Annotated in this window: 23 protein-coding genes; 11 read left to right on the top strand and 12 right to left on the bottom strand. The window is 60.6% G+C overall.

Going from position 1 to position 26952, the window contains the following annotated elements; genetic code table 11:
• Nucleotides 1–38 precede the first annotated feature (38 nt).
• Nucleotides 39–926: a LysR substrate-binding domain-containing protein gene (locus tag BM079_RS08840; RefSeq protein WP_090133058.1), complete on the bottom strand. Its 888-nt coding sequence runs from the start codon at nt 924–926 to the stop codon at nt 39–41.
• A 288-nt stretch (nt 927–1214) separates the two neighbouring features.
• Between BM079_RS08840 and pgm the strand changes: the two genes are divergently transcribed.
• Nucleotides 1215–2879 carry a phosphoglucomutase (alpha-D-glucose-1,6-bisphosphate-dependent) gene (gene pgm / locus BM079_RS08835; protein WP_090133056.1) on the top strand — a complete coding sequence of 555 codons (1665 nt, stop codon included), beginning with the start codon at nt 1215–1217 and terminating at the stop codon, nt 2877–2879.
• Nucleotides 2880–2979: 100 nt separating this feature from the next.
• Here the strand turns inward: pgm and BM079_RS08830 are convergent, their stop codons facing one another.
• Nucleotides 2980–3612, bottom strand: coding sequence for a flavin reductase family protein (locus BM079_RS08830; protein WP_090133053.1), 633 nt, complete (start codon nt 3610–3612; stop codon nt 2980–2982).
• A gap of 168 nt (nt 3613–3780) precedes the next feature.
• Here BM079_RS08830 and mnmE point away from each other — a divergent pair, with 168 nt between their 5' ends.
• Nucleotides 3781–5142, top strand: a complete 1362-nt coding sequence (gene mnmE / locus BM079_RS08825; RefSeq protein WP_090133306.1) for a tRNA uridine-5-carboxymethylaminomethyl(34) synthesis GTPase MnmE — start codon at nt 3781–3783, stop codon at nt 5140–5142.
• 113 nt (nt 5143–5255) lie between these two features.
• Here mnmE and BM079_RS08820 read toward each other — a convergent pair whose 3' ends face one another.
• Nucleotides 5256–5747, bottom strand: coding sequence for a DUF4411 family protein (locus BM079_RS08820; protein WP_090133051.1), 492 nt, complete (start codon nt 5745–5747; stop codon nt 5256–5258).
• Nucleotides 5747–6889: an XRE family transcriptional regulator gene (locus tag BM079_RS08815; RefSeq protein ID WP_090133046.1), complete on the bottom strand. Its 1143-nt coding sequence runs from the start codon at nt 6887–6889 to the stop codon at nt 5747–5749. The genes BM079_RS08820 and BM079_RS08815 overlap by 1 nt, the downstream gene beginning before the upstream one ends.
• Nucleotides 6890–7182: 293 nt before the next feature.
• On the opposite strand from BM079_RS08815, the gene BM079_RS08810 reads away from it, so the two are divergent.
• On the top strand, nt 7183–8076 hold the full coding sequence (locus tag BM079_RS08810) for a PhzF family phenazine biosynthesis protein (protein ID WP_090133044.1): 894 nt from the start codon (nt 7183–7185) through the stop codon (nt 8074–8076).
• A 38-nt stretch (nt 8077–8114) separates the two neighbouring features.
• On the opposite strand, the gene BM079_RS08805 is transcribed toward BM079_RS08810, so the two are convergent.
• On the bottom strand, nt 8115–9284 hold the full coding sequence (locus tag BM079_RS08805; protein ID WP_090133042.1) for an MFS transporter: 1170 nt from the start codon (nt 9282–9284) through the stop codon (nt 8115–8117).
• A gap of 163 nt (nt 9285–9447) precedes the next feature.
• On the opposite strand from BM079_RS08805, the gene BM079_RS08800 reads away from it, so the two are divergent.
• On the top strand, nt 9448–10509 hold the full coding sequence (locus BM079_RS08800) for a lipoate--protein ligase family protein (protein WP_090133040.1): 1062 nt from the start codon (nt 9448–9450) through the stop codon (nt 10507–10509).
• 30 nt (nt 10510–10539) lie between these two features.
• Here BM079_RS08800 and BM079_RS08795 read toward each other — a convergent pair whose 3' ends face one another.
• The gene (locus BM079_RS08795) at nt 10540–11433 is read right to left on the bottom strand and encodes a cation diffusion facilitator family transporter (protein WP_090133037.1); all 894 of its coding nucleotides are present in this window, start codon (nt 11431–11433) and stop codon (nt 10540–10542) included.
• 169 nt (nt 11434–11602) lie between these two features.
• Here BM079_RS08795 and BM079_RS08790 point away from each other — a divergent pair, with 169 nt between their 5' ends.
• The 5 genes from BM079_RS08790 to BM079_RS08770 all read left to right on the top strand — a co-directional run bounded on the left by BM079_RS08790 (nt 11603) and on the right by BM079_RS08770 (nt 18995).
• Complete coding sequence (locus BM079_RS08790; protein WP_090133036.1) at nt 11603–13342, top strand: ABC transporter ATP-binding protein; 1740 nt, start codon at nt 11603–11605, stop codon at nt 13340–13342.
• Entirely contained in the window at nt 13339–15078 is a 1740-nt protein-coding gene (locus BM079_RS08785) for an ABC transporter transmembrane domain-containing protein (protein WP_090133034.1), read from the top strand. The genes BM079_RS08790 and BM079_RS08785 overlap by 4 nt, the downstream gene beginning before the upstream one ends.
• Nucleotides 15079–15331: 253 nt before the next feature.
• Nucleotides 15332–16678, top strand: coding sequence for a paraquat-inducible protein A (locus BM079_RS08780; protein WP_245742902.1), 1347 nt, complete (start codon nt 15332–15334; stop codon nt 16676–16678).
• Nucleotides 16675–18321: an intermembrane transport protein PqiB gene (gene pqiB, locus BM079_RS08775; RefSeq protein WP_090133030.1), complete on the top strand. Its 1647-nt coding sequence runs from the start codon at nt 16675–16677 to the stop codon at nt 18319–18321. Before BM079_RS08780 ends, pqiB begins: the two co-directional genes overlap by 4 nt.
• Entirely contained in the window at nt 18318–18995 is a 678-nt protein-coding gene (locus BM079_RS08770) for a PqiC family protein (protein ID WP_090133028.1), read from the top strand. Before pqiB ends, BM079_RS08770 begins: the two co-directional genes overlap by 4 nt.
• Nucleotides 18996–19094: 99 nt before the next feature.
• On the opposite strand, the gene BM079_RS08765 is transcribed toward BM079_RS08770, so the two are convergent.
• From BM079_RS08765 to rdgB, 4 genes are all read right to left on the bottom strand, one after another.
• Entirely contained in the window at nt 19095–19943 is an 849-nt protein-coding gene (locus tag BM079_RS08765) for a 23S rRNA (adenine(2030)-N(6))-methyltransferase RlmJ (protein ID WP_090133026.1), read from the bottom strand.
• A gap of 78 nt (nt 19944–20021) precedes the next feature.
• Nucleotides 20022–20687 (bottom strand): OmpA family protein, encoded by a 666-nt coding sequence (locus BM079_RS08760; protein ID WP_245742900.1) that lies wholly within the window; start codon nt 20685–20687, stop codon nt 20022–20024.
• Nucleotides 20688–20774: 87 nt separating this feature from the next.
• On the bottom strand, nt 20775–21950 hold the full coding sequence (hemW, locus tag BM079_RS08755) for a radical SAM family heme chaperone HemW (RefSeq protein WP_090133024.1): 1176 nt from the start codon (nt 21948–21950) through the stop codon (nt 20775–20777).
• On the bottom strand, nt 21950–22564 hold the full coding sequence (rdgB, locus tag BM079_RS08750) for an RdgB/HAM1 family non-canonical purine NTP pyrophosphatase (protein ID WP_090133022.1): 615 nt from the start codon (nt 22562–22564) through the stop codon (nt 21950–21952). The genes hemW and rdgB overlap by 1 nt, the downstream gene beginning before the upstream one ends.
• Nucleotides 22565–22819: 255 nt before the next feature.
• Between rdgB and BM079_RS08745 the strand changes: the two genes are divergently transcribed.
• Nucleotides 22820–23518: a LuxR C-terminal-related transcriptional regulator gene (locus tag BM079_RS08745; protein WP_245742899.1), complete on the top strand. Its 699-nt coding sequence runs from the start codon at nt 22820–22822 to the stop codon at nt 23516–23518.
• Between the two features lie 113 nt (nt 23519–23631).
• Here BM079_RS08745 and BM079_RS08740 read toward each other — a convergent pair whose 3' ends face one another.
• Both BM079_RS08740 and BM079_RS08735 read right to left on the bottom strand, forming a co-directional pair.
• The gene (locus BM079_RS08740) at nt 23632–25161 is read right to left on the bottom strand and encodes a SulP family inorganic anion transporter (protein ID WP_090133018.1); all 1530 of its coding nucleotides are present in this window, start codon (nt 25159–25161) and stop codon (nt 23632–23634) included.
• A 45-nt stretch (nt 25162–25206) separates the two neighbouring features.
• Nucleotides 25207–25962 (bottom strand): carbonic anhydrase, encoded by a 756-nt coding sequence (locus BM079_RS08735; RefSeq protein WP_139215285.1) that lies wholly within the window; start codon nt 25960–25962, stop codon nt 25207–25209.
• Between the two features lie 300 nt (nt 25963–26262).
• Here BM079_RS08735 and BM079_RS08730 point away from each other — a divergent pair, with 300 nt between their 5' ends.
• Nucleotides 26263–26946, top strand: coding sequence for a response regulator transcription factor (locus tag BM079_RS08730; RefSeq protein WP_090133014.1), 684 nt, complete (start codon nt 26263–26265; stop codon nt 26944–26946).
• Nucleotides 26947–26952: the final 6 nt, after the last annotated feature.

Here is a 26952-nt window from a genome sequence, read left to right as displayed (position 1 = left end):
AGTGCTGCTTATCTAACCGGTAAGCTACTGAAATAAAACTAATATAAAAGATCCAGCGTCTGCGTATGGTCCCAGATGGCACTGGCCACAGCCGGTGGGTTGTCCTGACTCAGACGAATGAGGCTGATGGTGGCGCAGGGCTGATCGGCGATCGGATTGAGCCGAACACCGCCGTCCATGAAGTAGTCCGGCAGGGCACTGGCAGGGGCGATGGCATAAATCTGTCCTTTTCTTACCTCCTCATGGATGATGCTCGGGGCATTGGTTTCCACCACCACACGCGGTGTGACGCCTGCCGCCTGAAAGCATCCATCCAGAATATGGCGATTGTGCATGCCCTTGTTGAACAGACATAAGGGCAGCTCGCCCAGCTCGTGCCATTGGAAATGACGCTCGGGAGGGATGGCACAGCTCTCGCCGGAAAGCAGCACGAACGTTTCCCGGTACAGGCCGAGCGTCTCGAACCCCTGCTGAAAGCCATGCTCGGTATAGGCGAGCGCCAGGTGCAACTCCCGCTCCTTCAGGCGTCGCGCAATCTCCTGAGTACTGAGCGATAGAATCTCCAGCGTCAGATCCGGCACCACGCGCCGATATTCAGCGGCCAGCGTCGAGATCGCACGCAGTGCTGACGGTACGGCGCCAATGGCCAGGTGACCGCCTGAAATGCGCTGTGCCAGCGCCGCCTCCTGACGCAATCCATCAAGCGAGTTCAGCGTTTGACGTGCCCACTTCAATACCCGCAACCCTTCATCGGTCAGGCCCTGAAAGCGCCGGTCGCGCTGAACGATGGTCACCTTGAGTTCCTCTTCCAGCTGGCGAATGCCCGCCGAAAGCGCCGGTTGCGACACACGACACGCCTCGGCCGCCCGCGCGAAATGACGATGCTCTGCCACCGCCACGAGATAGTGCAGTTGCCTGAGAAACATGATGGCCTCGTGGGTCCGGGTTTATGGACAGTCCGTGCTCTTGCGCTAAAACCACAGGATTCAAGGATACCCGGCCCCATGACAGATCATGATGATAAAAACGTCGATCACCGGTGCCGGTCGCGACGCCTTCATGGTCGGTTGATGGCATGAAGCAAAGGCGGCTCCGGCGGTAGACGTGTTGCGACAGGAGGCGGCCTGTATGACAAAAAGGCACAGAGGCACTGGCATGGAGCCTGCTAGAATGGCGCACAGATTCTGTCGTCACGCTTCTCAAAGGATGAAGAGATGAGCATCGATCCCAATGCAGGGCAGCTGCCCGACGAGCATCGCCTCGCCCATCTGCCGCGTCTGGTGTCGCGCTACTACAGCGAGCGACCCGATGTGTCGGATCCCGCTCAGCAGGTGGCCTTTGGTACTTCCGGCCATCGCGGCTCATCGCTGAAAACGAGCTTCAACGAGTGGCACATCCTGGCCACCACCCAGGCGATCTGTGACTACCGCCGCGATCAGGACATCACCGGGCCGCTGTTTATCGGCATGGACACCCACGCGCTGTCCGAGCCGGCCTTTGTTTCCGCCCTTGAAGTGCTGGCCGCCAACGGCGTCGACACCCGCATTGATGCCGGCTGCGAGGAAACCAATGGCGAACCGGGCTATACGCCCACCCCGGCGCTGTCCAATGCCATCCTCAACCACAATCGCGATCGCACGAGCGATCTGGCCGATGGCATCGTCATTACCCCATCGCACAACCCCCCGGTGGATGGCGGTTTCAAGTACAACCCCACCAACGGCGGCCCGGCCGACACCGGCATCACCAAATGGATTCAGGAGCGCGCCAACGCCCTGCTCGCCGCCGGGCTCGAGGGCGTCAAACGCGTCTCTTATGCCCAGGCGCTCGCCGCGCCGACCACGCAGCGATTCGATTTCATCGACAGCTACATCTCGGGCCTGGACCGGGTCATCGACATGGCGGCCATCCGTGATTCGGGACGCACCTTCGGGGTCGATCCGCTCGGTGGCGCCGGCGTGCACTACTGGACGCGCATCGCCGAGCGCTACCAGCTGCCGCTGGAAGTGATCTCCACCACCGTGGACCCGACCTTTCGTTTCATGCGGCTGGACTGGGACGGCAGGATCCGCATGGATTGCTCCTCGCCGCATGCCATGGCCGGTCTGATCGAAAACAAGGATCGCTTTGACGTCTCCTTTGCCTGCGACACTGACCATGACCGTCATGGCATCGTCGCGCGCTCGACCGGCCTTTTGAATCCCAATCACTACCTGGCAGTCGCGATCGAGTATCTCTTTACTCACCGCCCGCAGTGGGGTGAAGGCGCCGCCATCGGCAAGACGCTGGTATCGTCCTCCATGATCGACCGCGTCGCCAAAGGCATCGGCAGGACCGTGGTCGAGGTCCCCGTCGGCTTCAAGTGGTTCGTGGATGGCCTGATGGACGGCAGCCTGGGCTTTGGCGGTGAAGAGTCGGCCGGCGCCTCGTTTCTGACCTTCGACGGTCAGCCCTGGTCCACCGACAAGGACGGCATTATCCTCGGCCTGCTGGCGGCAGAAATGACCGCCGTGACCGGCAAGGACCCGGGCGAGCGTTATCAGGCGCTGACCGAGCGTTTCGGCGCACCGGTTTATGCCCGTGTGGATGCCCCGGCGGACCGCGACCAGAAGGCAAGGCTGGGCAAGCTCTCTCCCGAGCAGGTCACGGCTTCGGAACTGGCCGGCCATCCCATCACCCGCAAGCTGACCGAAGCCCCCGGCAACGGCGCCGCCATCGGTGGCCTCAAGGTAGAAACCGACGCTGGCTGGTTCGCGGCACGCCCCTCGGGCACCGAAGACGTTTACAAGATCTACGCCGAAAGCTTTGAAGGCGAAGACCATCTCAAGCGCATTCAGGAAGAAGCCAAGGCGCTGGTGGACGGCGTTCTCAAGGGCTGATCACCGCTCCAGCACCATGACAAGGGCCGGCCATTGCCGGCCCTTTTTACGTCACAACGGCTGAAGGGCGTGACGAGCCCTGCACGACGGACCTTGTGTATTACTGGCCGGAGTTGTCCGGACGCTCCATCTCAAAGCGTACGTCTTCATTGATGGTGTAGTAGGTGGCAGGCCCCCCGGCACGCAGAATGGGCTCGGCGGCGGCCGTCTGATAGATGCCGTCCGCCAGCAGGTGCTGATCGATGTGGACGCCCACGACCTCGCCCAGCACCAGCCAGTTATCGAGCTTTTCGCCGTCGGCGGATTCAAGCCGGATCAGCTGGCTCAGCCGGCACTCGAACGAGACCGGCGCTTCCAATACCCGCGGCACCTTCACCACACTGGATGCGGCCGGCGTCAGGCCGGACAGCGCAAATTCATCCACATCACTGTCCACGCTGGCGCTCGAGGTGTTCATCTTCTCCGCCAGCGCGCGCGTGGCCAGATGCCAGCAAAACTCACCGGTGGCCTCGATGTTGGCCACGCTGTCCTTCCAGCCGGCGCTGGCAAAGCCGATGATGGGCGGCGCAGCGCAGAAAGCGTTGAAAAAACTGTAGGGTGCGAGGTTGAGTCGGCCCTCGTCATTGTGCGAGGAGACCCAGCCGATCGGGCGCGGGGCAATGATCGCCTTGAAGGGATCGTGCGGCAGGCCGTGGCCCTTGCGCGGCTCGTAGAAATGGAACTGCTCGGTCATGAAACGCTCCGGTATGGTGGTTTCGATTAGTCTGCGAACCACTATAGCAACGACCGAAGCCCTCGGCAGGGGCGATGACCGGCGCTTGCAGCGTTGGGTCCCAGCGCTGACAATCGATGCCCTATCATTCATGCCGCCTCTGCCGGCTTTGACCCTTTCGGAATTCGCATGCTCGATCAGGACACCATCAGCGCGCTGGCCACCCCGCCCGGGCGCGGCGGCGTCGGCATTATCCGCCTGTCCGGCGCCAGAACCGCCGGGATCGCCCGCGCCATGCTCGGGTTTGACCCCGAACCCCGGCGCGCCCACTACGTCCCCTTCCTGGGCAATGAAGGTCAGGTGCTTGATGAAGGCATTGCCCTGTGGTTTCCCGGGCCGCACTCCTTTACCGGTGAAGATGTGCTGGAGCTGCAGGGCCACGGCGGCCCGGTCATCATGGACTGGCTGCTGGAGCGCACCGTACAACTCGGCGCGCGGCTGGCACGGCCCGGCGAGTTCTCCGAGCGCGCCTTCTTGAACGACAAGCTCGATCTGGCCCAGGCCGAGGCGATCGCCGATCTGATCGAGGCCAGCTCGCGCGCGGCGGCCGAAAACGCCCTGCACTCGCTGCAGGGCGAGTTCTCGAGTCGGGTGCAGGCACTGGTGCAGCAGCTCATTGAGCTGCGCATCTTCGTCGAGGCCGCCATCGACTTTCCCGAGGAGGAGATCGACTTTCTCGGCGATGGCCGCGTCGCCGAGATGCTGGCAAGCGTGCGGGCAAGTCTTGCCGAGGTGCGCGCCAGCGCCGCCCAGGGGGCGCTGATGCGCGAGGGCATGAGCGTGGTGATTGCCGGGCGCCCCAACGCGGGCAAGTCGAGCCTTTTGAACGCGCTGACCGAGCAGGAGACCGCGATCGTCACCGACATCGCCGGCACCACCCGCGACGTGCTGCGCGAGCATATTCACCTTGATGGCATGCCGCTGCACATCATCGACACTGCCGGCCTGCGCGACACGCCGGATGCGGTGGAGAAAATCGGCGTGCAGCGCGCCTGGGCGGAGATCGAGAAGGCCGACCGGGTGCTGTTGATGGTCGACAGCCGCGAAAGCGACACGCTCGACCCGATGGCGATCTGGCCCGAGTTCGTCGAGCGCCTGCCCGACCCGTCACGGCTGACGCTGGTGCGCAACAAGATCGACGAAAGCGGCGAGACCGGTGACCCCGATCTTGATACCACGCCGCCGGTGATTCGCCTGTCCGCTACCACCGGTACCGGCGTGGATCACCTCAAGACGCACCTGAAGGCGGTGATGGGCTTTCAGTCGACCAGCGAAGGGCGCTTCTCCGCGCGTCGACGCCATCTCGACGCCCTCGACCGTGCCGGTCAGGCGCTGACCCACGGAGCAGATCAGCTGTCCGGGGCCGGGGCCGGCGAGCTGCTGGCCGAAGATCTGCGCGCCGCTCAGGACGCACTCGGCGAGATTACCGGCGAGTTCACCGCCGATGCGCTGCTCGGCGAGATTTTTGGCAGCTTCTGTATCGGCAAGTAACACGCCAGGAAGGATCAACATGCAGGAACGCTCCACACGTAGGGGCGTTTTTACCAGTGGAAGAATGCTTCAATTTTCAGCTTCAGCGAAAGTAAATACGGCTTTACCAAGTTTTATTGGCTAAGCACAAACTGAGCTTTTAACTGGTTTAAAAGCTGAAAGGTAGTGATATACGGTACGCCGAAGGCATCGCAGATATTTGGAATTTTGACCTTGGTACTGTTCTCGGGAACAGGTATCTCATGAGTAACGATAGTACCGCCAATAACAGCCGCTGTTGCGATGAGCCAAGGGTCTGCCTTACTGAGGAACTCCGCCACAAATTCTTGCTTTTTCCCTTTCAGCTCAGCTACATGCTGAGCTACTTCTGCAAACTTCTGCTGAATATCATCATCTGAAACTGGGATGAAATGGTCTTTCCTGTCCTTCACCCAATCCGAAAGCTCGTCATCTCCATCAGAAAGTTCATCATAAACCGTGCGGATGCTCGCCAGCGCTGACAGTGCATACTGTTGGTCAAGCCACGCCCAATAAGCTGGACAAAATGACATCTGATAATAAAAATTTTTTGCCTGAATATAGGTGTTAGCATCCAGCAAATACATTAGACACCTAACTCTTTGGCATATTTGGTTATTCTGTGAGGCTTCATGTTTAGCAGGCTGCCTGCATCCCGAAGAAGCACACGTCCACTAAGGGCCTCACTGACTAGGGCCTTCGAAAAGGCTTCGCTGATTTGCCCTTTCTGAGTCCGATAGTAGGGAATTTTTCTTTCTGTTTTTTCTCGATTTTTATAGCGTTCCTGAAGCTCATCGACATATGCCTGATAATCGCTTCGAGAAATTTTCCCCAAAGTTAGGGCCCGCCTAGCAATAACCCATGTACTTACTCGAAAACGGGTTTCCAAGACTGGCAGGTTATCCTTCCAATTGCCTGCAGCTTTCCAGTGCACGTTAAACTCAATCTCAGGAACCAAAAATTCCGCTGCAACTGCATTGCAGAACACTTCTTCTCTTTGATGAGTATCCGGGCTGCCGTCAGAAACACCACTTTTACCGATCCATACATGCGCCAATTCATGGATTAAGGTGAACAAGCGTGCGGCTGGGGCATCGGCCTGGTTGACGAAGATCACCGGTGTCAGAGGATCGGAAATGGCAAAGCCGCGAAATTCTTGAACAGATAGCGGACGAGAGTGATGACGGATGAATCCCTGCCGCATAACTAGGATGCCCGCCTCTTCGATTTTGCGGATGAGTAAGCGCCAGTAATCTTCCCAATTACCTCGCTCGGGATAAGCTGGTATACCGAAAACTTGCCGCATGTCCTGGACCACATCATGGATATTAGAGCGAGTAGTGAACCGACCAACATATGGGTTGCGTTTCACGCCTTGGTCTCGGAGATACTCCGCATACCATTCCTGCCGTCTCAGAACAATCTGAGCCATTTCGATAAGCTCGGAAGAAGGTCGGTCATGATGATGCCCATCGACAGTCCGAAGATCTGGTAACGGTAACGTCTCTTCCGGAGGCTGCTTCAGATAGAGATAGCCAAACGGAATATGGGTTTTGGCGGCAAAATCCTGAGCTTGCTTGAAAGTCGGCGATTTCTCCGCTCGCTCCCAAGCATCGAGCTTGTCATCTGGCACTCCTAACTTGGATGCCAGAGCAGACACACTAAGTTGTGACCGCTTCCGGGCCCAGATTAGGATATCTGGGTTGATTCTGGCGTAAGTGGTGACCATGACTGCTGCTCGGAACAAGATTTGTCAGGGCGTAGTGTAAGCTTATACGGTTTAGGAGCCAACTGGTGCACTTGCCCACGAGAGCGCCGAACCATGGGTTAATGAAACTTGAAAAAGCTTAAAATTTGCGGTTTTCGGCTCATTCTATCTAGCGTCCCCTAGAAAGATGTTGTCCAAAGAACAACCAGATCGACTTTATAATTTATATTAGCAAATGTCCTTTATCACAAAAATGAGTGCGACATACATGAAACATTGCGTGTCCTTTCATCGGCTATGCTCGTGGAATAGTTATGCCGCTTGATCACGTATTCGATTCGGATGACGTCGTTTTCAATTACATCCTGCTCGATGTCTTCACCGAGACCTCCTTTCAGGGCAATCCACTAGCCGTGTTTCCCGAGGCCGGCGCCCTGAACCAACAGACCATGCAGCGCGTGGCCCGCGAACTCAATCTATCAGAGACCGTGTTCGTGACCGCCACCGCCATGCCGGGCGTGTTCGACCTGCGCCTCTTTACGCCGCTTCAGGAGCTGTCCTTTGCCGGGCATCCCACCATTGGCACGGCCTGGCTGTTACGTGAGATTGGCTGGCATGACGATCAGACACCGCTGGTTCTGCGCGAAAAGGCAGGCGATGTGCCCATCCGTTTTGACGGCGACAACGCCTGGCTCAGTACGCCTGAGCTGCCTGCCTTTCAAAAGGACAGGCTGTCAAAAGCTGACGCGGCACACCTTCTGGGGCTTTCGGAGACAACCATCGCGAGCGAGCCGGTTATAGGTTCCTGCGGCTCGCCCTTTCATCTCATTGAGCTGACCGATCTCGACGCGCTGGCCTGCGCACAGGTGGATACCACCGTACTGCGCGCCTGCTGTTCCGGAATGGAGACCAGCTCACTGTATCTTTACGTCCGCCTGGCGGATCGCCGGGTGCGCACGCGCATGCTGGCGCCTCTGACAGGAACACCGGAAGACCCCGCCACCGGCAGTGCCGCCGCACCGCTGGCCGGCTATCTGGCACAGCAGTCATCAGACGACGGTACGCTGGAATACACGATCATGCAGGGAATCGAGATGGGCCGACCCGGCCGCATCGCGGTACTGGTCGACCGGGCCGACCAGCAGATCACGGCCGTCCACGTCGGTGGAACGGCCGTGATCATCGGGGAAGGACGGCTGTATTTATAGAGTGCGGCGGTTTATGGAATACGGCCACGAGGCTTGAATCAAACCGCCCGGGCGCGTTTTTCCTGACGGCGCGCCAGCATCCAGATCGCAAAACCACCCAGCGCCAGCAAACAGCCCACCACACCGGTCGAGCGAAAACCAAAGCCCAGCGCCAGTGCCAGACCGGCCAGCCAGGGACCGAGGGCATTGGCCATGTTGAAGGCCACGTGGTTGAGCGCAGCGGCCATGTTCTGCGCCTCACCGGCCACATCCATCAGCCGGGTCTGCAAAATGGTACCCAGTGCCCCACCGATGCCGATGCAGAACACATCAATGGTGATCAGCCATGGGTTTCCCGCCACCAGCGGGAACGCGCCCAGCGCCAGTGCACTCCAGATCAGCAGACCACCGGCCGTCGGCATCAGTGAACGATCGGCAAAGCGCGGTATAACGACGTTGCCGATGGTCATGCCCAGGCCAAATACGGCCAGCACCAGCGGAATGCTGGCCGACGACATCTGCGTGACCAGATCCAGTGTCGAGGTCAGGTAGGTATAGACCGAGAACATGCCGCCAAAACCCACGGCGCCAATGGCCAGTGTCAGCAGTACGGCGCTGTTTTTCAGTGCCCGCAGCTCGCCCCTGGCACTGTGCTCACTGGCCACCCCGGTTCTGGGCGCAAACAGCGCAATCATGGAGACGGTCAGAAGGGCCAGCGCCGTCACCAGCCAGTACCCCCAGCGCCAGCCGACAGCGTTGCCCAGCCAGGTCGCCATGGGCACACCGACAATGGTCGCCACTGTCAGACCCAGCATCACCATACCCACAGCACGCGTGCGCTTGCCACTGGCGACAACCGACGCTGCCATCAGCGCTGCCAGCCCGAAATAGGCACCGTGCGGCAGACCGCTGAGAAAACGAAAGATCACCAGCGAGCCGTAATTCGGCGCCAGTGCGCTCAGGCCGTTACCCAGCGCAAACAGCGCCATGAGTATCAGCAGCAGCCATTTACGATCGATACGGGCCGCCAGTACCGTGATCACCGGCGCGCCAATCACCACCCCCAGCGCGTAGGCACTGATAACATGGCTGGCCGTGGAAGGATCAATGTGCATGTCATGCTGAATGAAGGGCAGCAGACTCATGGTGGCAAACTCGGTGGTCCCGATGGCAAAGCCACCGGTCGCCAGTGCCAGAAGAACAAGCAGTGGATGGGTGTGACGAACCATGATGCCTCGCACGTTGACAAACGATCCTCATCGCACCCGGTGACAGCACCGCGTGGGCAAGGGATCAATATATGGATCAGGGAATCGGACACAGCGACAGCGGCTCAGAACCGGCTACCGGTTATACTGCCCGGAATATCGAATCGAACCGGGATTTTAGACTATGGTCGCAGAGTCACGCCACGGCGAATACAAGGTCCCCGGCGGAAAACTGCTGGTGGTCGATCTTGTCCTCGATAAGGACCGGCTCTCCTCGGTGCGTCTGTCGGGGGATTTTTTTCTTGAACCCGATGAGGCACTTGATGCCATCGACCAGGCCCTGACAGGCGCCAGCGTTTCCCTGAGTGCCGGAGAACTGACCGAGCGAATTCAACGGGCGCTGCCGGAAGGCACCACCATGGTGGGCATCTCTGTGCCGGCCATCGCCACCGTTGTACGCCGGGCACTGGCCAGGGCGTCCTCCTGGACGGACCACACCTTTGGTCTGATCCATCGTGCCGCCGAATCACCCGCGCTGCACATGGCACTTGATGAAGTATTGACCCATGAAGTCGCTGCCGGCCGGCGCGGCCCGACCCTGCGCGTGTGGGAGTGGGATCGTCCGGCCATCATCATTGGCAGCTTCCAGTCGCTGTCCAATGAAGTCGACATGGGCGCTGCTCATGAACTCGGCGTTGATGTGGTCAGGCGCATCAGCGGTGGTGGCGCCATGTTCGTGGAGCCCGGCAACACCATCACCTGGTCGCTGATCGTGCCGGAGACGCTGGTCGAGGGCCTTTCTTTTGTCGAAAGCTACGCCTTTCTCGATGAGTGGGTCATTCAGGCCCTGGGCGACATGGGCATTCGAGCGTGGTACGTCCCGATCAACGACATCACCTCGGAAGGGGGCAAGATTGCCGGCGCGGCGCAAAAGCGTCTCAATGGCGCGGTGCTGCATCATGTCACCATGGCCTACGACATTGACGCCGAGCGCATGACGCAGGTATTGCGCATCGGCCGTGAAAAGCTCTCGGACAAGGGCACTGCCAGCGCCGGCAAGCGGGTCGATCCACTGCGCCGCCAGACCGGCCTGTCACGCGAGGCCATCATCGAACGCATGGCGGCCTCCTTTGGGGCGCGTTTTACCCTCACGCCTGACGATGTCCGTTCGGATGAGATGGTCGCGGCGCAGGCGCTGGCTGAATCAAGGTTTCAGGATGCAGCGTGGCTGCACCGGGTGCCGTAGACCGGTGGGCTGATAAAAAACGATGTCGGGTCAGTCAAAGACAATATCGGCGGCCTTGTGCTCGGCCTTGTGCTCGGGCTCTACATGGATGGTGATGCGCACCTCACCCAGTGCCTGACGAAGCCCGGCCTCGATACGGTCGCAGATTTCGTGGGCATGAAACACCGTGGTTTCACCGGGAACCACGAGATGAAAATCAACGAAGGTGGCGCGCCCGGCATGGCGGGTCCGCACGTCGTGCGCCTCGACGGCGCCCTCCCCGGTGATAGCGATGACGTGGTGGATCAGCTCCAGAGTATCGGGCGATACGGCTTCATCCATCAAACCGCTCAGGGATTCCTGAATCACTTTTGCGCCCGACCAGAGAATATTGACGGCCACGATAATCGCCACCAGCGGGTCGAGCAGCCACCAGCCAGTCGTCATGGCCAGCACCACCCCCACGACAACACCACCCGAAGTGACCACGTCGGTCAGGAGATGGCGCCCGTCAGCCACCAGTGCCGGTGAACGCTCGCGCCGGCCCACCCGGATCAGCACGCGCGACCAGACAGCATTGATCACGGTGGCCGCCAGACTGATGACGATCCCCAGGGCCGGCAGCTCGAGCGGCTGCGGATCCATGATGCCGGTGATGGCCTCGCGCAGGATCAACAGCGCGGCGATGATGATCATCACGCCTTCCAGCACGGCGCTGAAAAACTCTGCCTTGTGATGGCCATAGGGATGATTGTCATCGGCCGGCATGGCGGCCACCCGAATGGCGATCAGCGCGGCCACGGCCGTGACCACATTGACCATGCTTTCAAGCGCATCCGAGAGCAGGGCCACCGAACCGGTCAGCGCATAAGCCAGTGTCTTGAGCCCAAGGACCGAGAAGCCCACCAGCAGGCTGCCCCAGGCAAGTTTCATTGTGGTCGACAAGACCCCATCCTCAAGGTATCGAGCGCCATAGCGTAATGGTCGTCAGGAGTGTGAACAACGTGAATTCCACGTCTCAATGACCGGATAAACCGCCTGAAGGCGTGCCCCTTTGTTACACTGCCCGGGAAGTGCCTTCTCCCTTTCAACTTTCTGGTCCGATCCAACGTTCATGGCGCTGCGCCGACTACTGCTCGATTTTCTGAACACCCACCGTCGCGCCTACCTGCTGGCCATCACGGTGCTGCTGATGGTGGGGCTTCTCAACATGGCACTGCCCTGGTGGGCCGGTCGCATCATCGATGCCCTCAACGAAGGCCGTGTCGACATGCCCGGTCTGTGGCGCAGTACCGCAATACTGGTTGCGGTGGCACTGGCGATGTATGGGCTGCGCTATCTGTGGCGCATGCTGCTCTTTGGCGCGTCCTATCAGCTGGGCGTGGCCCTGCGCGATCGCTTCTATGAAAAGCTGACCCGGCTGGACCCGGGCTTTTTCCAGCAGCGCCGCAGTGGGGATCTGCTGGCGCGCTCGACACAGGACATCGATGCCGTTGAAGTCGCTGCCGGTGAAGGGGTGCTGGCAAGCGTGGATGGGGCGCTGACGATGATCCTGGTGCTGGCGATGATGGTGTTCGTGATCGATGCACCACTGGCGCTGATCGCACTGATTCCCTTTCCCTTCATGGCCTGGGGTTTCTATCGGGTCGCCAGCCGGGTGCAGGGCTATTTCGGTCAATCGCTGGAATGTTTTTCCGCGCTCAACGACCGCACCCAGGAAGCGATTGCCGGACTGCGACTGCTGCGCCAGCACTCGATGATCGAAGACGAGATCGAAGACTTTGATCGACGCGCCGAGGCCCACGCCCGCGCCAACTATCAGGTGCAGCGCATGGAGGCGCGCTACGACCCGGTGGTCTTTCTGGCGCTGGGCAGCGCGACGCTCGCGACCATCGTGGCCGGCAGTTGGCGCTTTTTGAGTGATGCCATCACGCTGGGAGAACTGACCAGTTTTACGCTGTATCTGGTCCAGTTGATATGGCCGATGTTTGCGCTGGGCTGGTGTCTCAATATTCTTCAGCGCGGTGAAGCCGCCGCGCGACGCCTGACCGAGTTCTTTCACGAGCGCGAGACCATCAGCGATGAGGGCACGCTGACCCGGGTATCCTCACCGGCGCTTCACATCCACATCGAGACCTTTACCTATCCACTGGCGAACACACCAGCACTTTTTGATCTGAGCCTCACCGTTGCTCCGGGCGCCAGCGTGGGCATTGTCGGCGCCATCGGCAGCGGCAAGTCGACCCTGATTCGCCTGCTGCTGCGCCAGTATCCGCTGACACACGGCAAACTGACGCTGGGTGAGCAATCCCTGAGCGATTATCAGCTCGGCACCCTGCGCTCGATGTATGCCTATGTCCCTCAGGACCCGTATCTCTTTGCCGCCACGCTGGGCGAGAACGTGGCGCTGGGGGTCCCGCACGCCAGTGAAGAAGACATCCGGGCGGCCCTGACGGCAGCGGCCTTCGGACCGGACCTGGAACGCCTGCCCGATGGCCTCGACACCCGCATCGGGGAACGCGGCGTCACCCTTTCCGGCGGCCAGCGCCAGCGGGTCGCCCTGGCACGCGCACTGCTCTCCCCGGCCCCCATCCTGCTGCTGGATGACACGCTCTCGGCTGTGGATCAAACCACCGAACAGGAGCTTTTGGCCACCCTAGAGGCCGAGCGCGACCGCTCCTGCCTGATCGTGAGCCATCGGCTGTCGGCCGTGCGCCACGCTGATCATATCGTGGTGCTGGATCAGGGGCACGCCGTCGAACAGGGACGGCATGAGTCGCTGCTGGCCCAGGGCGGCCATTACGCCCGACTGTGGCAGGAACAGCAGATTCGCAGCGAGGGGACGCGATCATGATCAACCGTCGCCTGCTTGCACTGATGCTGCAGCCACTGATGCGCGATCGTCGCCGTCTGCTGCTGGCCTTTATACTGCTGCTGACCGCCACCGCCATGGATGTGCTGGGCCCCTGGCTGATCAAGCACTACATCGATACCTATCTGGTGCCGCGGGATCTGCGCGTTGAACCGCTGGCCCTGCTGCTGGTGCTGTATGTCGTCAGTCAGGGACTGGCCGCGCTGGGACGCTATCTGCAAACGCTCTATTTTGCCCGCATTGCGCTGGACGCCGTGCATGCCCTGCGCCGGCGCGTCTTTCGCCACGTCATGCATTTACCCCAGCACGTCCATGACGCCACCCCTACCGGTGAAATGGTGGCAAGGGTGACCAATGACACCGATGACCTGCGCGAGCTCTACGTCGAGTTTCTGGCCACCGTCCTGCAAAACCTGATGCTGTTGATCGGCATCCTGATCGCCATGGCGCTGATGGATATAAAGCTGATGCTGATTGCTGCCACCCTGATTCCGGTGGCGGCCGTGATCATCTGGGGCTATCAGCGCGTCAGCGGCCCGGCCGCCATGGAGGTGCGCCGCCTGCGTGCGGGGCAGAATGCCCGCATCAACGAGGCGATCGGCGGCATGAGCGTGCTGCAGGCCTTCAATCAGACCGAGCGTTTTCGGATGCGATATCACGACCTCAACGTGGCGCAATATCATGCCCGGCTGCATACCATCCGTATTTCGGCGCTGTTATTGCGCTCGGCGCTGGATCTGGTGGGTGTGATCATTCTGGCCGCGCTATTGATCGGTTACGGCGCCGACAGTCTGGTGGACGGGGCGGAAATCGGCGTGCTCTACGCCTTCGTGACCTGGCTGGGGCGCGTGTCCGAACCACTGATCGAAATCACCCAGCGTTTTAACATCTTTCAGCAGGCGGGCGTGGCCGGTACACGGCTGCTGTCACTGCTGGACCGCCCCCGGGCCGCCAGCGGCAACGATCACCGGGCGATCGAATCGGCCGACTACCAACTCGAGTCGCTGACATTCCGCCATCACGGCGCCGAGCGTCATACGCTTGAGGACATCACGCTCGAGATTCCCGAAGGCCGCTTCATCGGACTGGTCGGCCCTACCGGCAGTGGTAAATCTACCCTGCTGGACCTGCTGGGCGGCCTGCAACCGGTGACCGGTGGTCGACTGCTGCTGGATGGTCGCCCCATCGAGACGCTGGCGCCATCGGTGATCAATACGGTGATGGCCAGCGTGCCGCAGGAGCCCTTCATTCGATCGACCACGCTTCGCGACAACCTGCTTATGGGGATCGAAGCGGATGAGTCCGCCATGGCCCGTGCCATCGATGAAGCCCAGCTGCGCGAGCTGATCGACCGCCTGCCCGATGGACTTGAAACCCCGCTGGGTGAGCGGGGACTAACGCTCTCCACCGGCGAGCGTCAGCTGCTGGCACTCGCCCGGGCGCTGTTGCGTCAGCCGCGCATTCTACTGCTGGATGAGGCCACCGCCAGCGTCGACAGCCTGACCGAGTCGCGCCTCAACCGGGCGCTGGCGGCTCTCAAGGGCCGGGTGACCATGGTGGTGGTGGCCCATCGACTCTCCACCGTCGCCGGCGCCGACGAGGTCGTGGTGATGCAGACCGGTCATATCACCGAACGCGGAGCTCCACGGCAGCTGCTCGAAAACCCGGGCGGTGACTATTATCGTCTCTGGCATCAGTCCCCGGCCGTCAATGGCTGATGCCACGATTTATCACCATTCGATGTCTTGCCGTGAGGGGCTGTCGATGCTATTTACATACCACGATGAATGTTTATCCGCCACGACCGGATCCGGGGAGCGTGACATATCCGGTCAGTCGTGACAGGGCCTGATCGTCGTGACAGGCTATGATTGACAGGTATTAATACTGTTGTGACCGGACGGTCACGACCGGCATCCGCCACCCCATCGCCCCGAACCGAATTCGGAGAGAATCATCGCCACGCCATCCGTGTCCTCACTGCCGCTGCGGGTCTGTCACGAGTGCGATCTGGTCAGTGCCGTACCGCCGCTGGCGTGTTCGGAAAGTGCCCGCTGCCCGCGCTGTCAGCACGAGCTGATGGCCCGCAAGCGCGCGCCGGCCCAGCAGTCGCTGGCACTCGCCATCGCAGCGGTTGTGGCGCTGGTGACCTCGCTGGCCTTTCCGTTCATCTCGTTTTCTGCACGCGGTATCGAGCGTGCCATCAGCCTGACGGATGCCGTGGCCATTCTCTCAACCGGCAACTACACCCTGCTGGCGGTAGTGCTGTGGATGGTATTGCTGCTGCTGCCAATGCTCTATCTGGGGATGGTGATCGTGATACACACGGCACTGTTACTGGATCGAAGACCGCCACGCGGTATGTTGATGCTGCGCACCCTGCGCCATATCGAGCACTGGATGATGGCCGATGTGTTTCTGATCGGCGTGCTGGTAAGCCTGGTCAAGATCCTGTCGCTGGCCAGCATCGGCTTTGGCGTCTCCTTCTGGGCCTTCTGTCTGTTTGTGGTGCTGATGCTTCTGATCACGCGCAGCGTGGATCGTGACTGGCTCTGGCAGGTCATGGCGCCGGAGCCAACGCCGCCGGCCCATGCCACCACGGGCCGTACCGCGGTGAGCCAGAAGCTGGCAGGCTGTCCGGTATGCGGCACGGTCAACGACTACCATCATCACGAGCCGTGCTACTGCCGGCGCTGCGGCGAGAAACTGCACATGCGCCGTCGCCACAGCGTCCAGAAGACCCTAGCGCTGCTGGTGGTTTCGGTACTGCTCTACATTCCGGCCATGGTGCTGCCGATCATGACCGTGTCGAGCCTCAACGAGACCACCACCCAAACCGTTATCGGCGGAGTACTGCTGCTGCTCGATCATGGCGACTACCCCATTGCCGCCATCATCTTTCTGGCCAGCGTGGTCATCCCGGTGGCCAAGCTGCTGGCGCTTTTCTGGTTGTGCATCAAGGTGGGGCGGCCACAGCCCTGGCGGCCCGAGGTGCGCATGACCCTGTATCGCATCACCGAATTCATCGGCCGCTGGTCGATGATCGATGTCTTCGTGGTCGCCCTGCTGGCCGCGCTGGTGCAGCTGGGCGTGCTGATGCACGTCTCTGCCGAGCCCGGCATCATTGCCTTCGGCGCCGTGGTGATTCTGACCATGATCGCGGCGATGAGCTTTGACCCGCGCCTGATCTGGGACGCCGCCGATCATGCCGACCTTGAATACGACGTTTCTGACAAAAACGACCCTGAACACGACAACATATCCACATTCTCCCTTCAGCCGGTGGTTGCAGGGAAAGCACAGGACATGGGGCAATGAGCGAGACCGGGACCACCGCGCAACGAAGGAAGCATCGTCACATCTCGCCGGTCTGGCTGATCCCGCTGATCGCGCTGATGATCGGCGGGTGGATGCTTTATCACACGCTGGCCTCGCGCGGGCCGGAGATCACGCTGATCATGAACAACGCCGAAGGCATCGATGCCGGCAACACCATGATCAAGGCGCGCAACGTCGACGTCGGCGAGGTCACCTCGGTATCGCTTTCCGAGGACACCTCACACGCCGTGATCAAGGCGCGCATGAACCCGGGCACCGGCCGGCTGCTTAATGACGACACTCGCTTCTGGGTGGTGAAGCCGCGTATCGGCCGTGAGGGCATCAGTGGCCTCAACACCGTACTGTCGGGCGCCTATATCCAGCTGCAGCCGGGCAATTCGGACCAGGAGCAGGACAGCTTCGAGATGCTCGAGCAGCCGCCGGTGGCCCCGCCGGATGCCAAGGGGCTGCGCCTGCATCTGACCAGCGCGGCCGCCGGCTCGCTCAACGTGGGCGACCCGGTCCTGTTTCAGGGGTTCACCGTGGGTCGGGTCGAGAACCTCGAGTTCGATACCGAAGATCGGGTGGTGCACTATCAGCTCTTCATTCAGGAGCCCTACGAGGATCTGGTCACCACCAACACCCGCTTCTGGCTGGCCTCCGGCATCAATTTCGATCTGAATTCGGAAGGATTCTCGCTGGGGCTGGGCTCGCTGGAGTCACTGGTCAGTGGCGGGGTCACCTTTGGCGTCCCGGAGGACATTCCACCGGGCGAGCCGATCGGCGCCAACAGCGATATGGTCTTCTCCCTGTACAGCGATGAAGAAAATGCTCTGCAGGGCAGCTTCAGCCACTATCTGCGCTATGTGGTGATGATCGATGACACCGTGCGCGGGCTCTCCCGCGGAGCACCGGTCGAATATCGCGGCGTGCGGATCGGCACCGTGGATACCGTGCCCTACCGCATCGATCTGCTGCAGGAAAACCAGGTCGAGGGCTTTCGCATTCCGGTACTGATCCGCATCGAGCCGCAGCGCCTGCAGGCGCAGGTCAACGAGGCGTCGATCAAGGAATGGCGCGCGCGCATCAAGGCCATGTTCGACAACGGCCTGCGCGCCTCGCTCAAGACCGGCAATCTCTTCACCGGGGCGCTCTTCGTGGATACCAACTTCGTTGACAATCCGCCCGAGCAGAAACTCACGGAGTACAACGGTGTGACCGTGTTCCCCAGCGAGCCCGGCAGCTTTGCCCAGATCGAGCAGAAAGTGACCGGCCTGCTCGACAAGCTCAATAATCTGCCGGTGGAGTCATCGCTGAACCGCCTGGATGCCACGCTTGCCAGCTCCGAATCGCTGCTCAACGAGCTCAACGACACCGCCAGCAGCCTCAATGAGGTGCTCGACGACGAGAGCACCCGTGGCCTGCCCAGCGACGTTCAGCGTACGCTGCGCAGCATCGAGCAGACGCTGTCGAGCTATTCAAGCGAGGCACCGGCCTATGGCGAGCTGACCTCGACACTGAGAAGTCTTGAACAGCTGATGCGCTCGCTGCAGCCGGCGGCGCGCACCATCAGCGAGAAACCCAATTCGCTGATTTTTAATCGCGGCGAGATTCAGGATCCGCAACCGAGGGCCCGCCAATGATGATGCAACTTCTCAACGCGTCCCGTCGCGGCACCGCACTGGTGACACTGACAGCGCTGGCCGGCTGTGCCGGTCAGGCCACCGAGTTTCACCGCTATACCCTGCCGGTAGCCGATCAGCGATCCGCCACATCCGGGGTGTCGCTGCCGGAGAGCGCGCCGACGGTGGCGGTCTCCTCGGTACGGCTGGCGGACTATCTCGACGGCCAGGGCGTGGTCTATCAGACCAGCGATATCGAGGTAAACGAGGCGCAGACCAACCTGTGGGCCGACAGCCTGAGCGCTCAGCTCACCCGCAGCCTGCAGCGCACGCTGAGCGAACGGCTGCGTAATCATCGCGTGCTGGGCGAAACGCTGGCCGGCGATCGCGCCGACACCGGTGTGCGAGTCACGCTGTCGCAGTTTCAGGGCCGCTATGACGGCATGGCGGTGCTGGCCGGCCAGTATCAGCTGCGCGATGCCGGCGGCAGCCTGCTGAGCCAGCGGCATTTCGAATTGCAGCGCCCGCTGGAAGACGATGGCTATCCGGCGCTGGTGCGCACCCTGTCACAGGGCTGGGAGCGCGTAGGCGAGCAGATCGCCACCGAAATTACCCGTCAGGAGCAGATGGCTTCCCGCAGCGACGCCGCGTCCGGTCGCACGTCAACGCGCACGGCGCCGACCGCCTCGCCCTGAACCGCTGCGGTGTCAGGCCGTATTTGAAATGACAGGTTTGACATGACAAGGGCCCGCCATTACCCATGGCGGGCCCTTTTTGTCTCGTTGACGCCGCAATCAGAGGGTTTCCGGCATCCACCAGTCGCTGACGTGCGAGGCGCCGTCACCGTACAGCGTGGCCAGCGCGTTGAAGGCCTCATCAAGCTGCGTCTCCAGCTGCCAGGGCGGATTGAGCATCAAAAGCCCCGATCCCTGAAGGCCGCGCTCATTGCCCTCCCCACGGCGGGTCAGCTCGCTGCGCCACACCTTGGCAATACCGCGCGAGCGAATGCCGTCCAGCAGACGCTGATGGCGATGATCACCCAGCAGCGGATACCAGATCAGCACGATGGCATGGCGCATCTGACGCACGACCTGTGAAAGCGTCGAGGCAACCATTTCGTATTCGTCCTTCACCTCGTAGGAGGGATCAATCAGCACGCACAGCCGCGGGGTGCGCACCGGCAGCTGGTGCACCAGTCCCTCCAGACCGTCGCGCCTGAGCCTTCGGACGTGGGGCGTTTCGAGAACGCTATCCTCAAGATGACGATGCTCGCCGGGATGCAGCTCATAGAGGGTCAGACGGTCGTTGGCGCGCATGGTGCGGGCAAACCACCAGGGCGAGCCCGGATAGCAGGACAGCGTAGTGGCGTCTTCCTGAAGCGTTGCCAGCGCGTTGCACCAGCGCCTGATCAGGCCCATCTGCTGCTCGCGGGCCTGCCACAGTGGTAAGACGCCGTCGCGGTACTCGCCAAGCCTTGCAGTCTCGGTGACCGAGAGCGGGTAGTACCCGCGTCCGGCATGGGTATCGATCAGGCTCAGCGCCGAGTTCTTTTCCGTGAGGCGCTCGATCAGCGCGAACTGGGCCAGATGCTTGTGCACGTCGGCAAAGTTGCCGGCATGCCATGCATGTTGATAGGAAAGCACGCTCGCTCCTTGAAGGAACATCGCCGCAGTCACGGGACTGCGGCGATGATATGGCCGGCAGCAGGGCCGGGCAGGGGATCAGCCGTTGCCGTTGGGTACCAGCGTGACGGTCACGCGACGGTTCTGCGCGCGCCCTTCGGGCGTATCGTTGCTGGCCACGTAGTTGCTGGCGCCGTAGCCCTGTATGATCAGGCGATTGAAATTGACCCCGCCGCGGGCGAGATAGTTGCCCACCGCCTGGGCGCGCAGCTCGGACAGGCGCTGATTATAGGCCGCGGCACCGGTCGAGTCGGTATAGCCGGCAATGTTGACCAGGGTATCAGGATACTCGCCGAGCACCTTGATGACGCCATCCAGCGGGGCATGAATCTGCGAGGACAGCTCGCTGGAATCGCTGCCGAAGGTGATGGCACTGGGCATGTTGAGCTGAATCTGATCACCCACGCGATTGACGCTGACACCCGTGCCCTGCATCTCACGACGCAGTTTGGCTTCCTGGGCATCCATGTAGTAGCCGACACCGCCACCGGCAGCCGCACCCACGGCAGCACCGATCAGGGTCTTGTCGAGACGGTGGTTGCCACTTTTGGTCGCACCGGCCACGCCGCCGACCAGTGCGCCAATGCCCGCGCCCTTGGCCAGACTCGAGGTCTGCTGCTCGTTGGTGTAGGGGTTGGTAGTGGTACAGCCCGTGGCGGCCATGACCACGGCCAGTGGTGCCGCCATCCAGATGCTTTTCTTCACGTCCTGCTCTCCTGTGAATACCGTGCGGGGCATGGCCCCGTAACTTCCTGAACCGGCGAAGCCGTGATGGCCGCGCCGCAAGGCCCGTCATGAACGAGCCAGAACCGAATCATCGCACAGCGCCAGCAAATCGTTGAGAAACAAGCGTCCCAGCGGCGTGGCCTGAATGCGCGAGCGTGTCTCAAACATCAGCTCGCGAGCGATGGGGGCTTCAGTGTGAGCGTCCAGACGCGTCTCGTCGAGCCCGGTGTGCTGCTGCCAGAGCGCACTGGGCACGCCGTCGCTCAGGCGCAGAGCGTTCATCAAAAACTCGAGCCCGCGCTCATCGCGCGACAGCAGGCGATGGCCGGCCAGAAATCCGCGCGGGTCATGATGGCGAGCCAGATAGGTGTCGGGCTGACGGGTTTTCCAGCGCCGCTCGATGTCGAGTCCCTGAGCCCCGGGTCGTGAGACCTTGCCATGGGCACCGGCGCCGATGCCCAGATAGTCACCAAAGCGCCAGTAGTTCAGGTTATGGCGCGCCTCGTTTCCCGGGCGTGACCACGCCGAGATCTCGTAGCACTGAAAGCCCGCCGCCTCCAGGCGCGCCTGCCCGGCGTCCTGAATGTCGGCGAGTACATCCTCTTCGGGCAGCGTCGGCGGCTGTGAATAAAAAGCCGTATTGGGCTCAAGCGTGAGCTGATACCAGGAAAGATGCGAGGGTGAAAGTGCCAGCGCCTGATCGATGTCAGCCAGCGCACTGGCCATGTTCTGACCCGGCAGGCCGTGCATCAGATCGATGTTGATGTCGTCGAAACCGACCTCGCGCGCCGTGGCAATGGCCCTGACGGCCTCGCTGGCGTCATGGATGCGTCCCAGCCGCTTCAGCGCGTCGTTGTCAAAGCTCTGCACCCCCACCGACAGGCGATTGATGCCGGCGCGACGAAAATCGGCAAAGCGCTCGCGCTCGAAGGTGCCCGGATTGGCTTCCAGGGTAACCTCGATATCCGGTGCCAGCGCCATGCGCTCGCCAATACCGGCCAGAAGCCTTTGATAGCCTTCGCCGCTGATCAGACTGGGCGTGCCGCCGCCGATAAAAATCGACGTCAGCGCCCGGTTCTGGACGTCGGGCAGCTCGGCGTCCAGATCGGCCAGCAGGGCATCGATATAGGCCGCTTCAGGCAGCGCCCGGGTCAGCGTGTGCGAGTTGAAATCGCAGTAGGGGCACTTGCGCACGCACCATGGGACATGGATATATAGTGCCAGAGGCGGCAGGGACAGCATCAGCGCTCCAGCTGCTCGAGCAGGGCTGCAAGCGCGCGACCGCGATGGCTGATCCGGTTCTTGAGCTCTGACGAGAGTTCAGCCACGCTGAGGCCCTGCTCGGGTACCCAGAACAGGGGGTCATAGCCAAAGCCGCCCTCGCCACGCGGGAGGGAGAGGATTTCTCCCGGCCAGCTGCCCTGAACGATAATGGGCACCGGATCCTCGGCATGGCGCATATAGACAAGCACGCAGTGATAATGCGCGCCACGCTGGCCCTCGGGGACGTCGGCCAGCGCCTTGAGCAGCTTGTCGTTGTTGGCTCTGTCGTTGCTGATCCGGTCATCGCCCTGCGCGCCGCTGTAGCGTGCCGAATAGATGCCCGGGGCACCGCCCAGCGCCGTGACGGCCAGTCCCGAATCATCGGCCAGTGCCGGCAGCCCGCTGCCCAGGCAGGCAGCACGTGCCTTGAGCAGGGCGTTTTCGACAAAGGTCAAGCCGGTCTCCTCAACGGCCGATATACCGTGCTCGGCCTGAGAGGTCACCTCCCATGCCAGCGGTTCCAGCAGCTCGCGGAACTCCCGTAGCTTGCCGGCGTTGTTGCTGGCGACAACGAGAGAGCGTGTAGCAGACATAAGGCATGATCCCTTGGTGTGATTGACGACGGTATTTTAAAGCGCCATGTCATCACACTGGAACAGATTGTTTCGGATTTACCGACCGAAGTAGACCTGGCGTGTTACAAATAGCGTGATGTTAACCAACGAAATGGCCGTCAAAACAGCGCCTGCCCGAGCGATGCTCCAGACGCCGTTTAAGGGTAAGCTTGAGCAAAGCCTCGTCGTTGGCTGTCACAACATGAGCTGATGAACGGGCATCAAGGGGGCACCGTGGAAAGTGACGTGGAAAGTGAAAAGCAGGTAGTCGTACTACTGGTGACCGAGATCAACCCGCAAAGCGAACTGTTCATGCAGTACGTGCGGGACAGGATCGGTTGTGAGGTGGAAACCCTGGCGCCGCGCGATCCGGTGCCGGAAGAGGATGACGTGCAGCGCGTCGTGCTGCTGGATGCCGATCATGTCAACGAAAAGGACATGTATCACTGGGAAGAGAGCGCCGCCAGCGACAGTGCCACGCTGACGCTGGCCGCCTTCAACCTTGCCGACGAGAATCAGGCCGTCAACCTGGCGACCACTTTCCGTCTGCAGGGCGTCTTTTATCGCCGCGACTCGCTGGCCCTGATCTGCAAGGGCATTGCCAAGCTGATCAACAATGAGCTGTGGATGTCGCGTAACCTGATGACGCGACTGATTCGCTTCTATCGTCGTCAGCAGATCAATGCCTTCCGTCCGGCCAACGGCCTGACGCATCGTGAGCTCGAGATCCTGCGGCTGCTGGGGACCGGCGCGTCCAATACCGAGATTGCGGGGCAGCTGTTTGTCAGCGAGCACACGGTCAAGTCGCACCTGTACAACATTTTTCGAAAGCTCAAGGTGCGCAACCGCATTCAGGCCATGAACTGGGTACGCCAGAATCTGGGCGGGGCCCCCCTGCCACCGGCGTCACGCAGCACGACGCCAAGCTCCTGAGCCCGCAACACAAGACGTTGTGACATGAAAGGGGCGCCCCCGGTATCCACTCCGGGGGCGCCCCTTTTGCTCGTCATGATCGCCTTGAATTCAAAAAGCGTCAGTCACGACCATCACGCCGCCTGCGGTGTCGGTCGCAGGGCAGGATAGCTGGCCGTCAAACCATTGACCTGTTTGAGTTCCACCACGATATCGCGCTCGTGTGAGGAATAGACGAAATTATCGATGTCCTCCTGAATATCCGGATCGATGAATCCCGCCTCTCGGGCGTCGATGATCAGATGGCTGCCATCCATGACCTGATCCAGATAGCTGCGCACCTTGTCCCGGTTGAGAAAGGAGATATCCGTATGGAAACGCAGCAGCGCGTTGCGATCATGGTACGTAAACGACACTGAAGAGTGATAGTTGGCATGCACCAGAAAATAGAGGCCGCACAAAAAGCCAACGATAACGCCCTCCAGAAGATTGGTGAACATGATCGCGATCACGGTCACGACAAACGGGATGAAACGCTGCCAGCCCTGTCGATAGTGCGTCAAAAGCGTGGCCGGACGCGCCAGCTTGTACCCGGTATGCACCAGCACGGCTGCCAGACAGGCCAGCGGAATCAATTCCAGTGCACTGGCCACAAAGGCCACACTGCAAAAAAGCAGAATGCCGTGTACAAAGCTTGAAAGACGCGTACGCCCGCCGGCCTGCACGTTGGCAGAACTGCGTACGATCACGGCCGTGATCGGCAGGCCACCGACCATGCCGCTGACGATATTGCCAATGCCCTGAGCCTTGAGCTCACGATGCGGGGGCGAGTGGCGCTTGAGCGGATCAATCTTGTCCACAGCCTCAAGACTCAACAGTGTTTCCAGACTGGCCACCAGCGCCAGCGTGACCGCCGTGATATAGACCTGAGGCGTCAATAGACCATCAAGACTCGGCAAATGAAGCTGTCCGATGAAATCAGCGGGTCCCCCCAGCCCGGGCAGCGAGATACGCTGCTCCTCGCCCAGGGCCCCGGGCAGCCCCATCCCGGCGGCGAGTCGATCCAGAACGATGGCCGTTACCACCGCCACCAGAGGTGCCGGAAAACGCTTGATCACTGCCGGCATGAAAGGTTGTTCCCAGCTCACCAGAATGATCAGGGAAATGATGGCAATGGCAAACGCGACCGGCGAGAACCCGGACATCAGGGCGCCCGCATCCAGCAGGGAAGCATCGTTGTCCTGCGCAAGTCCCAGTGCCAGCGGAATCTGATTCAGGATCAGAATCAATCCGATGGCCGCCAGCATGCCCTTGATCACCGCAGAAGGGACGAAAGCACCTATTTTCCCCAGCCTCAGAAATCCGAAGATGACCTGTAATATGCCGGCCATGACCGTGGCCAGAAACAGCCCCCCCAGTCCGATCTGCTCGACAGCACCCAGCACGATCACGGTCAGACCGGCAGCAGGACCGGAAACGCTCAATGAAGAACCGCTGAAAAGGGAAACAACCAGCCCGCCCACAATACCGGCGATCAGGCCGGAGAGCGGGGGCGCCCCCGAAGCCAGCGCAATACCCAGACACAGCGGAATGGCGACCAGAAAGACGACTATGCCGGCAGGTAAATCCTGCGGCAGCGTTTTCAATGAAAAACCCCTGGTCATATCATCGATCTCCTGTTGCAAAATACTGATGAAACCACCAGATGGTTAGCCTGCATCGCGCAGAAAAGTATGATTTTCATCACCATCCCACCGATGAATTTCCTGTAACCGACCGGTTTCCAAAGCGTAAATCATGCCGTGAATGGAAGGCCGACGACGCTCTGACCATTGATCCTTTATCAACGTCAGTTCACTGAGCATACGCACCTGCTCCATGACGTTGAGCGCCACCAGGTGATTGAGACGCTCGCCCTCATCACGGATGCTTTCCAGTGTTTCAGCGTTTTCCCGACGCACCTGCCGGATGGCTTCAAGGTGATGATCAAGATGCCCCAGACCGGTATTTTCGTCTGTCATTGCCGCCTTGACGCCGCCACAGCAGTGATGGCCGCACACCACAATGTGGTTGACCTTCAGTACGGCAACTGCGAACTCCAGAACACTCATGAACCCGTCTTCATGCGGGCAGACCCGATTGGCCACGTTACGATGGATGAACATTTCACCCGGCGCAGCGTTACAAAGCTGCTCGGCAGGCACTCGACTATCGGAACATCCGATCCACAGAACGTCGGGCGACTGTCCGGATTTCAAACGATCGAATATCTCCGGACTACGGTGACTTATTTCACTGGCCCAGGCCTGATTTTCCAGCAACAATCTCTCGACAAAACGCATCCGGCGCTCCTCTATTTTGTTACGAAACGGTAACAAGTACGTTTCAAATACATCTCCAAGCGCAATTTCCTGTGCACAATGCGCCATTTGGTGTAGATGCACGTTTTGACCGCTCTCATTCAAAAATCGATCGCTCTATAATCGGAACCATCTTCAGTGCCCGGTCACGTCGGCTATCGGTACGATCAAACGAACCACTATTGCGTTTCGTTTAATCGACCTTGAACGTTAGTCGCAAGAGCTTAATCAGCTCTGAACCTTAAGTGCTTTTAAGTAGTTGTTTTGTTTATTTTTTTACTTAATCTTACTTAGCGTGAAGGGTGCCCGATCCGGCGCGCCGGAATTTGGCACACCCCCCAGTTTTGATCGCTATCGGGTGTCTGAAGGCCTTAATACTTCTTACCAGTTACCAGGGCCACTTTCATGGATGTGACAAACACCGCACTGATCATGGTGACCAAAGGCAGCCCCCAGAATGAGCTGTTTCTGGATTATCTCCGTCAACAGCTGGGCTGCCACGTACAGCAGCTGCCGACCGATGAACCTCCAGAGCTGCCCGAGCATCTAAAGGGTTGCCGTGTCGTGGCGCTGCTTGATGATGACCATCTGGAAGAATCCGTACTGCGCGACTGGACCCAGCAGCTGGGTCAGTACGACGAGGCCATCTTCACCGCCTTCAACATGAGCGATGAGGACCGTGCCGTGTCACTGATGATGCGCATGCCGCTGCACGGCATCTTCTATCGGGGAGATTCGCTGGAGCTGATCAGCAAGGGCATTCGCAAGCTGTTCGAGGGGGAGATGTGGCTGTCGCGCCCGCTGATGGAGCGCCTGCTGTGCGCCTACTGGCACCGCCAGCATGACGAGCAGCTGCCATTGGCAAGCCTGACACCGCGCGAACAGGAGATTCTGGGACTTCTGGACAGCGGCGCCAGCAATCTGGATATCGCCGATCGCCTGTCCATCAGCGAACACACGGTCAAGTCACACCTGTATCACGTGTTCAGAAAGCTCAAGGTGAGAAACCGGGCCCAGGCGCTCAACCTGCTGCGCCAGCAGCCCACCGCCGTGGTGGCCGCGCCCCGGACGCGCCGGGACTCGGCCTGACCGACA

Origin of the sequence: Kushneria avicenniae, from assembly GCF_900112585.1 — a bacterium.
GTDB classification, from domain to species: Bacteria; Pseudomonadota; Gammaproteobacteria; order Pseudomonadales; family Halomonadaceae; genus Kushneria; species Kushneria avicenniae.
Note: the sequence above shows the minus strand (reverse complement) of the source record. Positions and strands in the feature narration are given on the sequence as shown.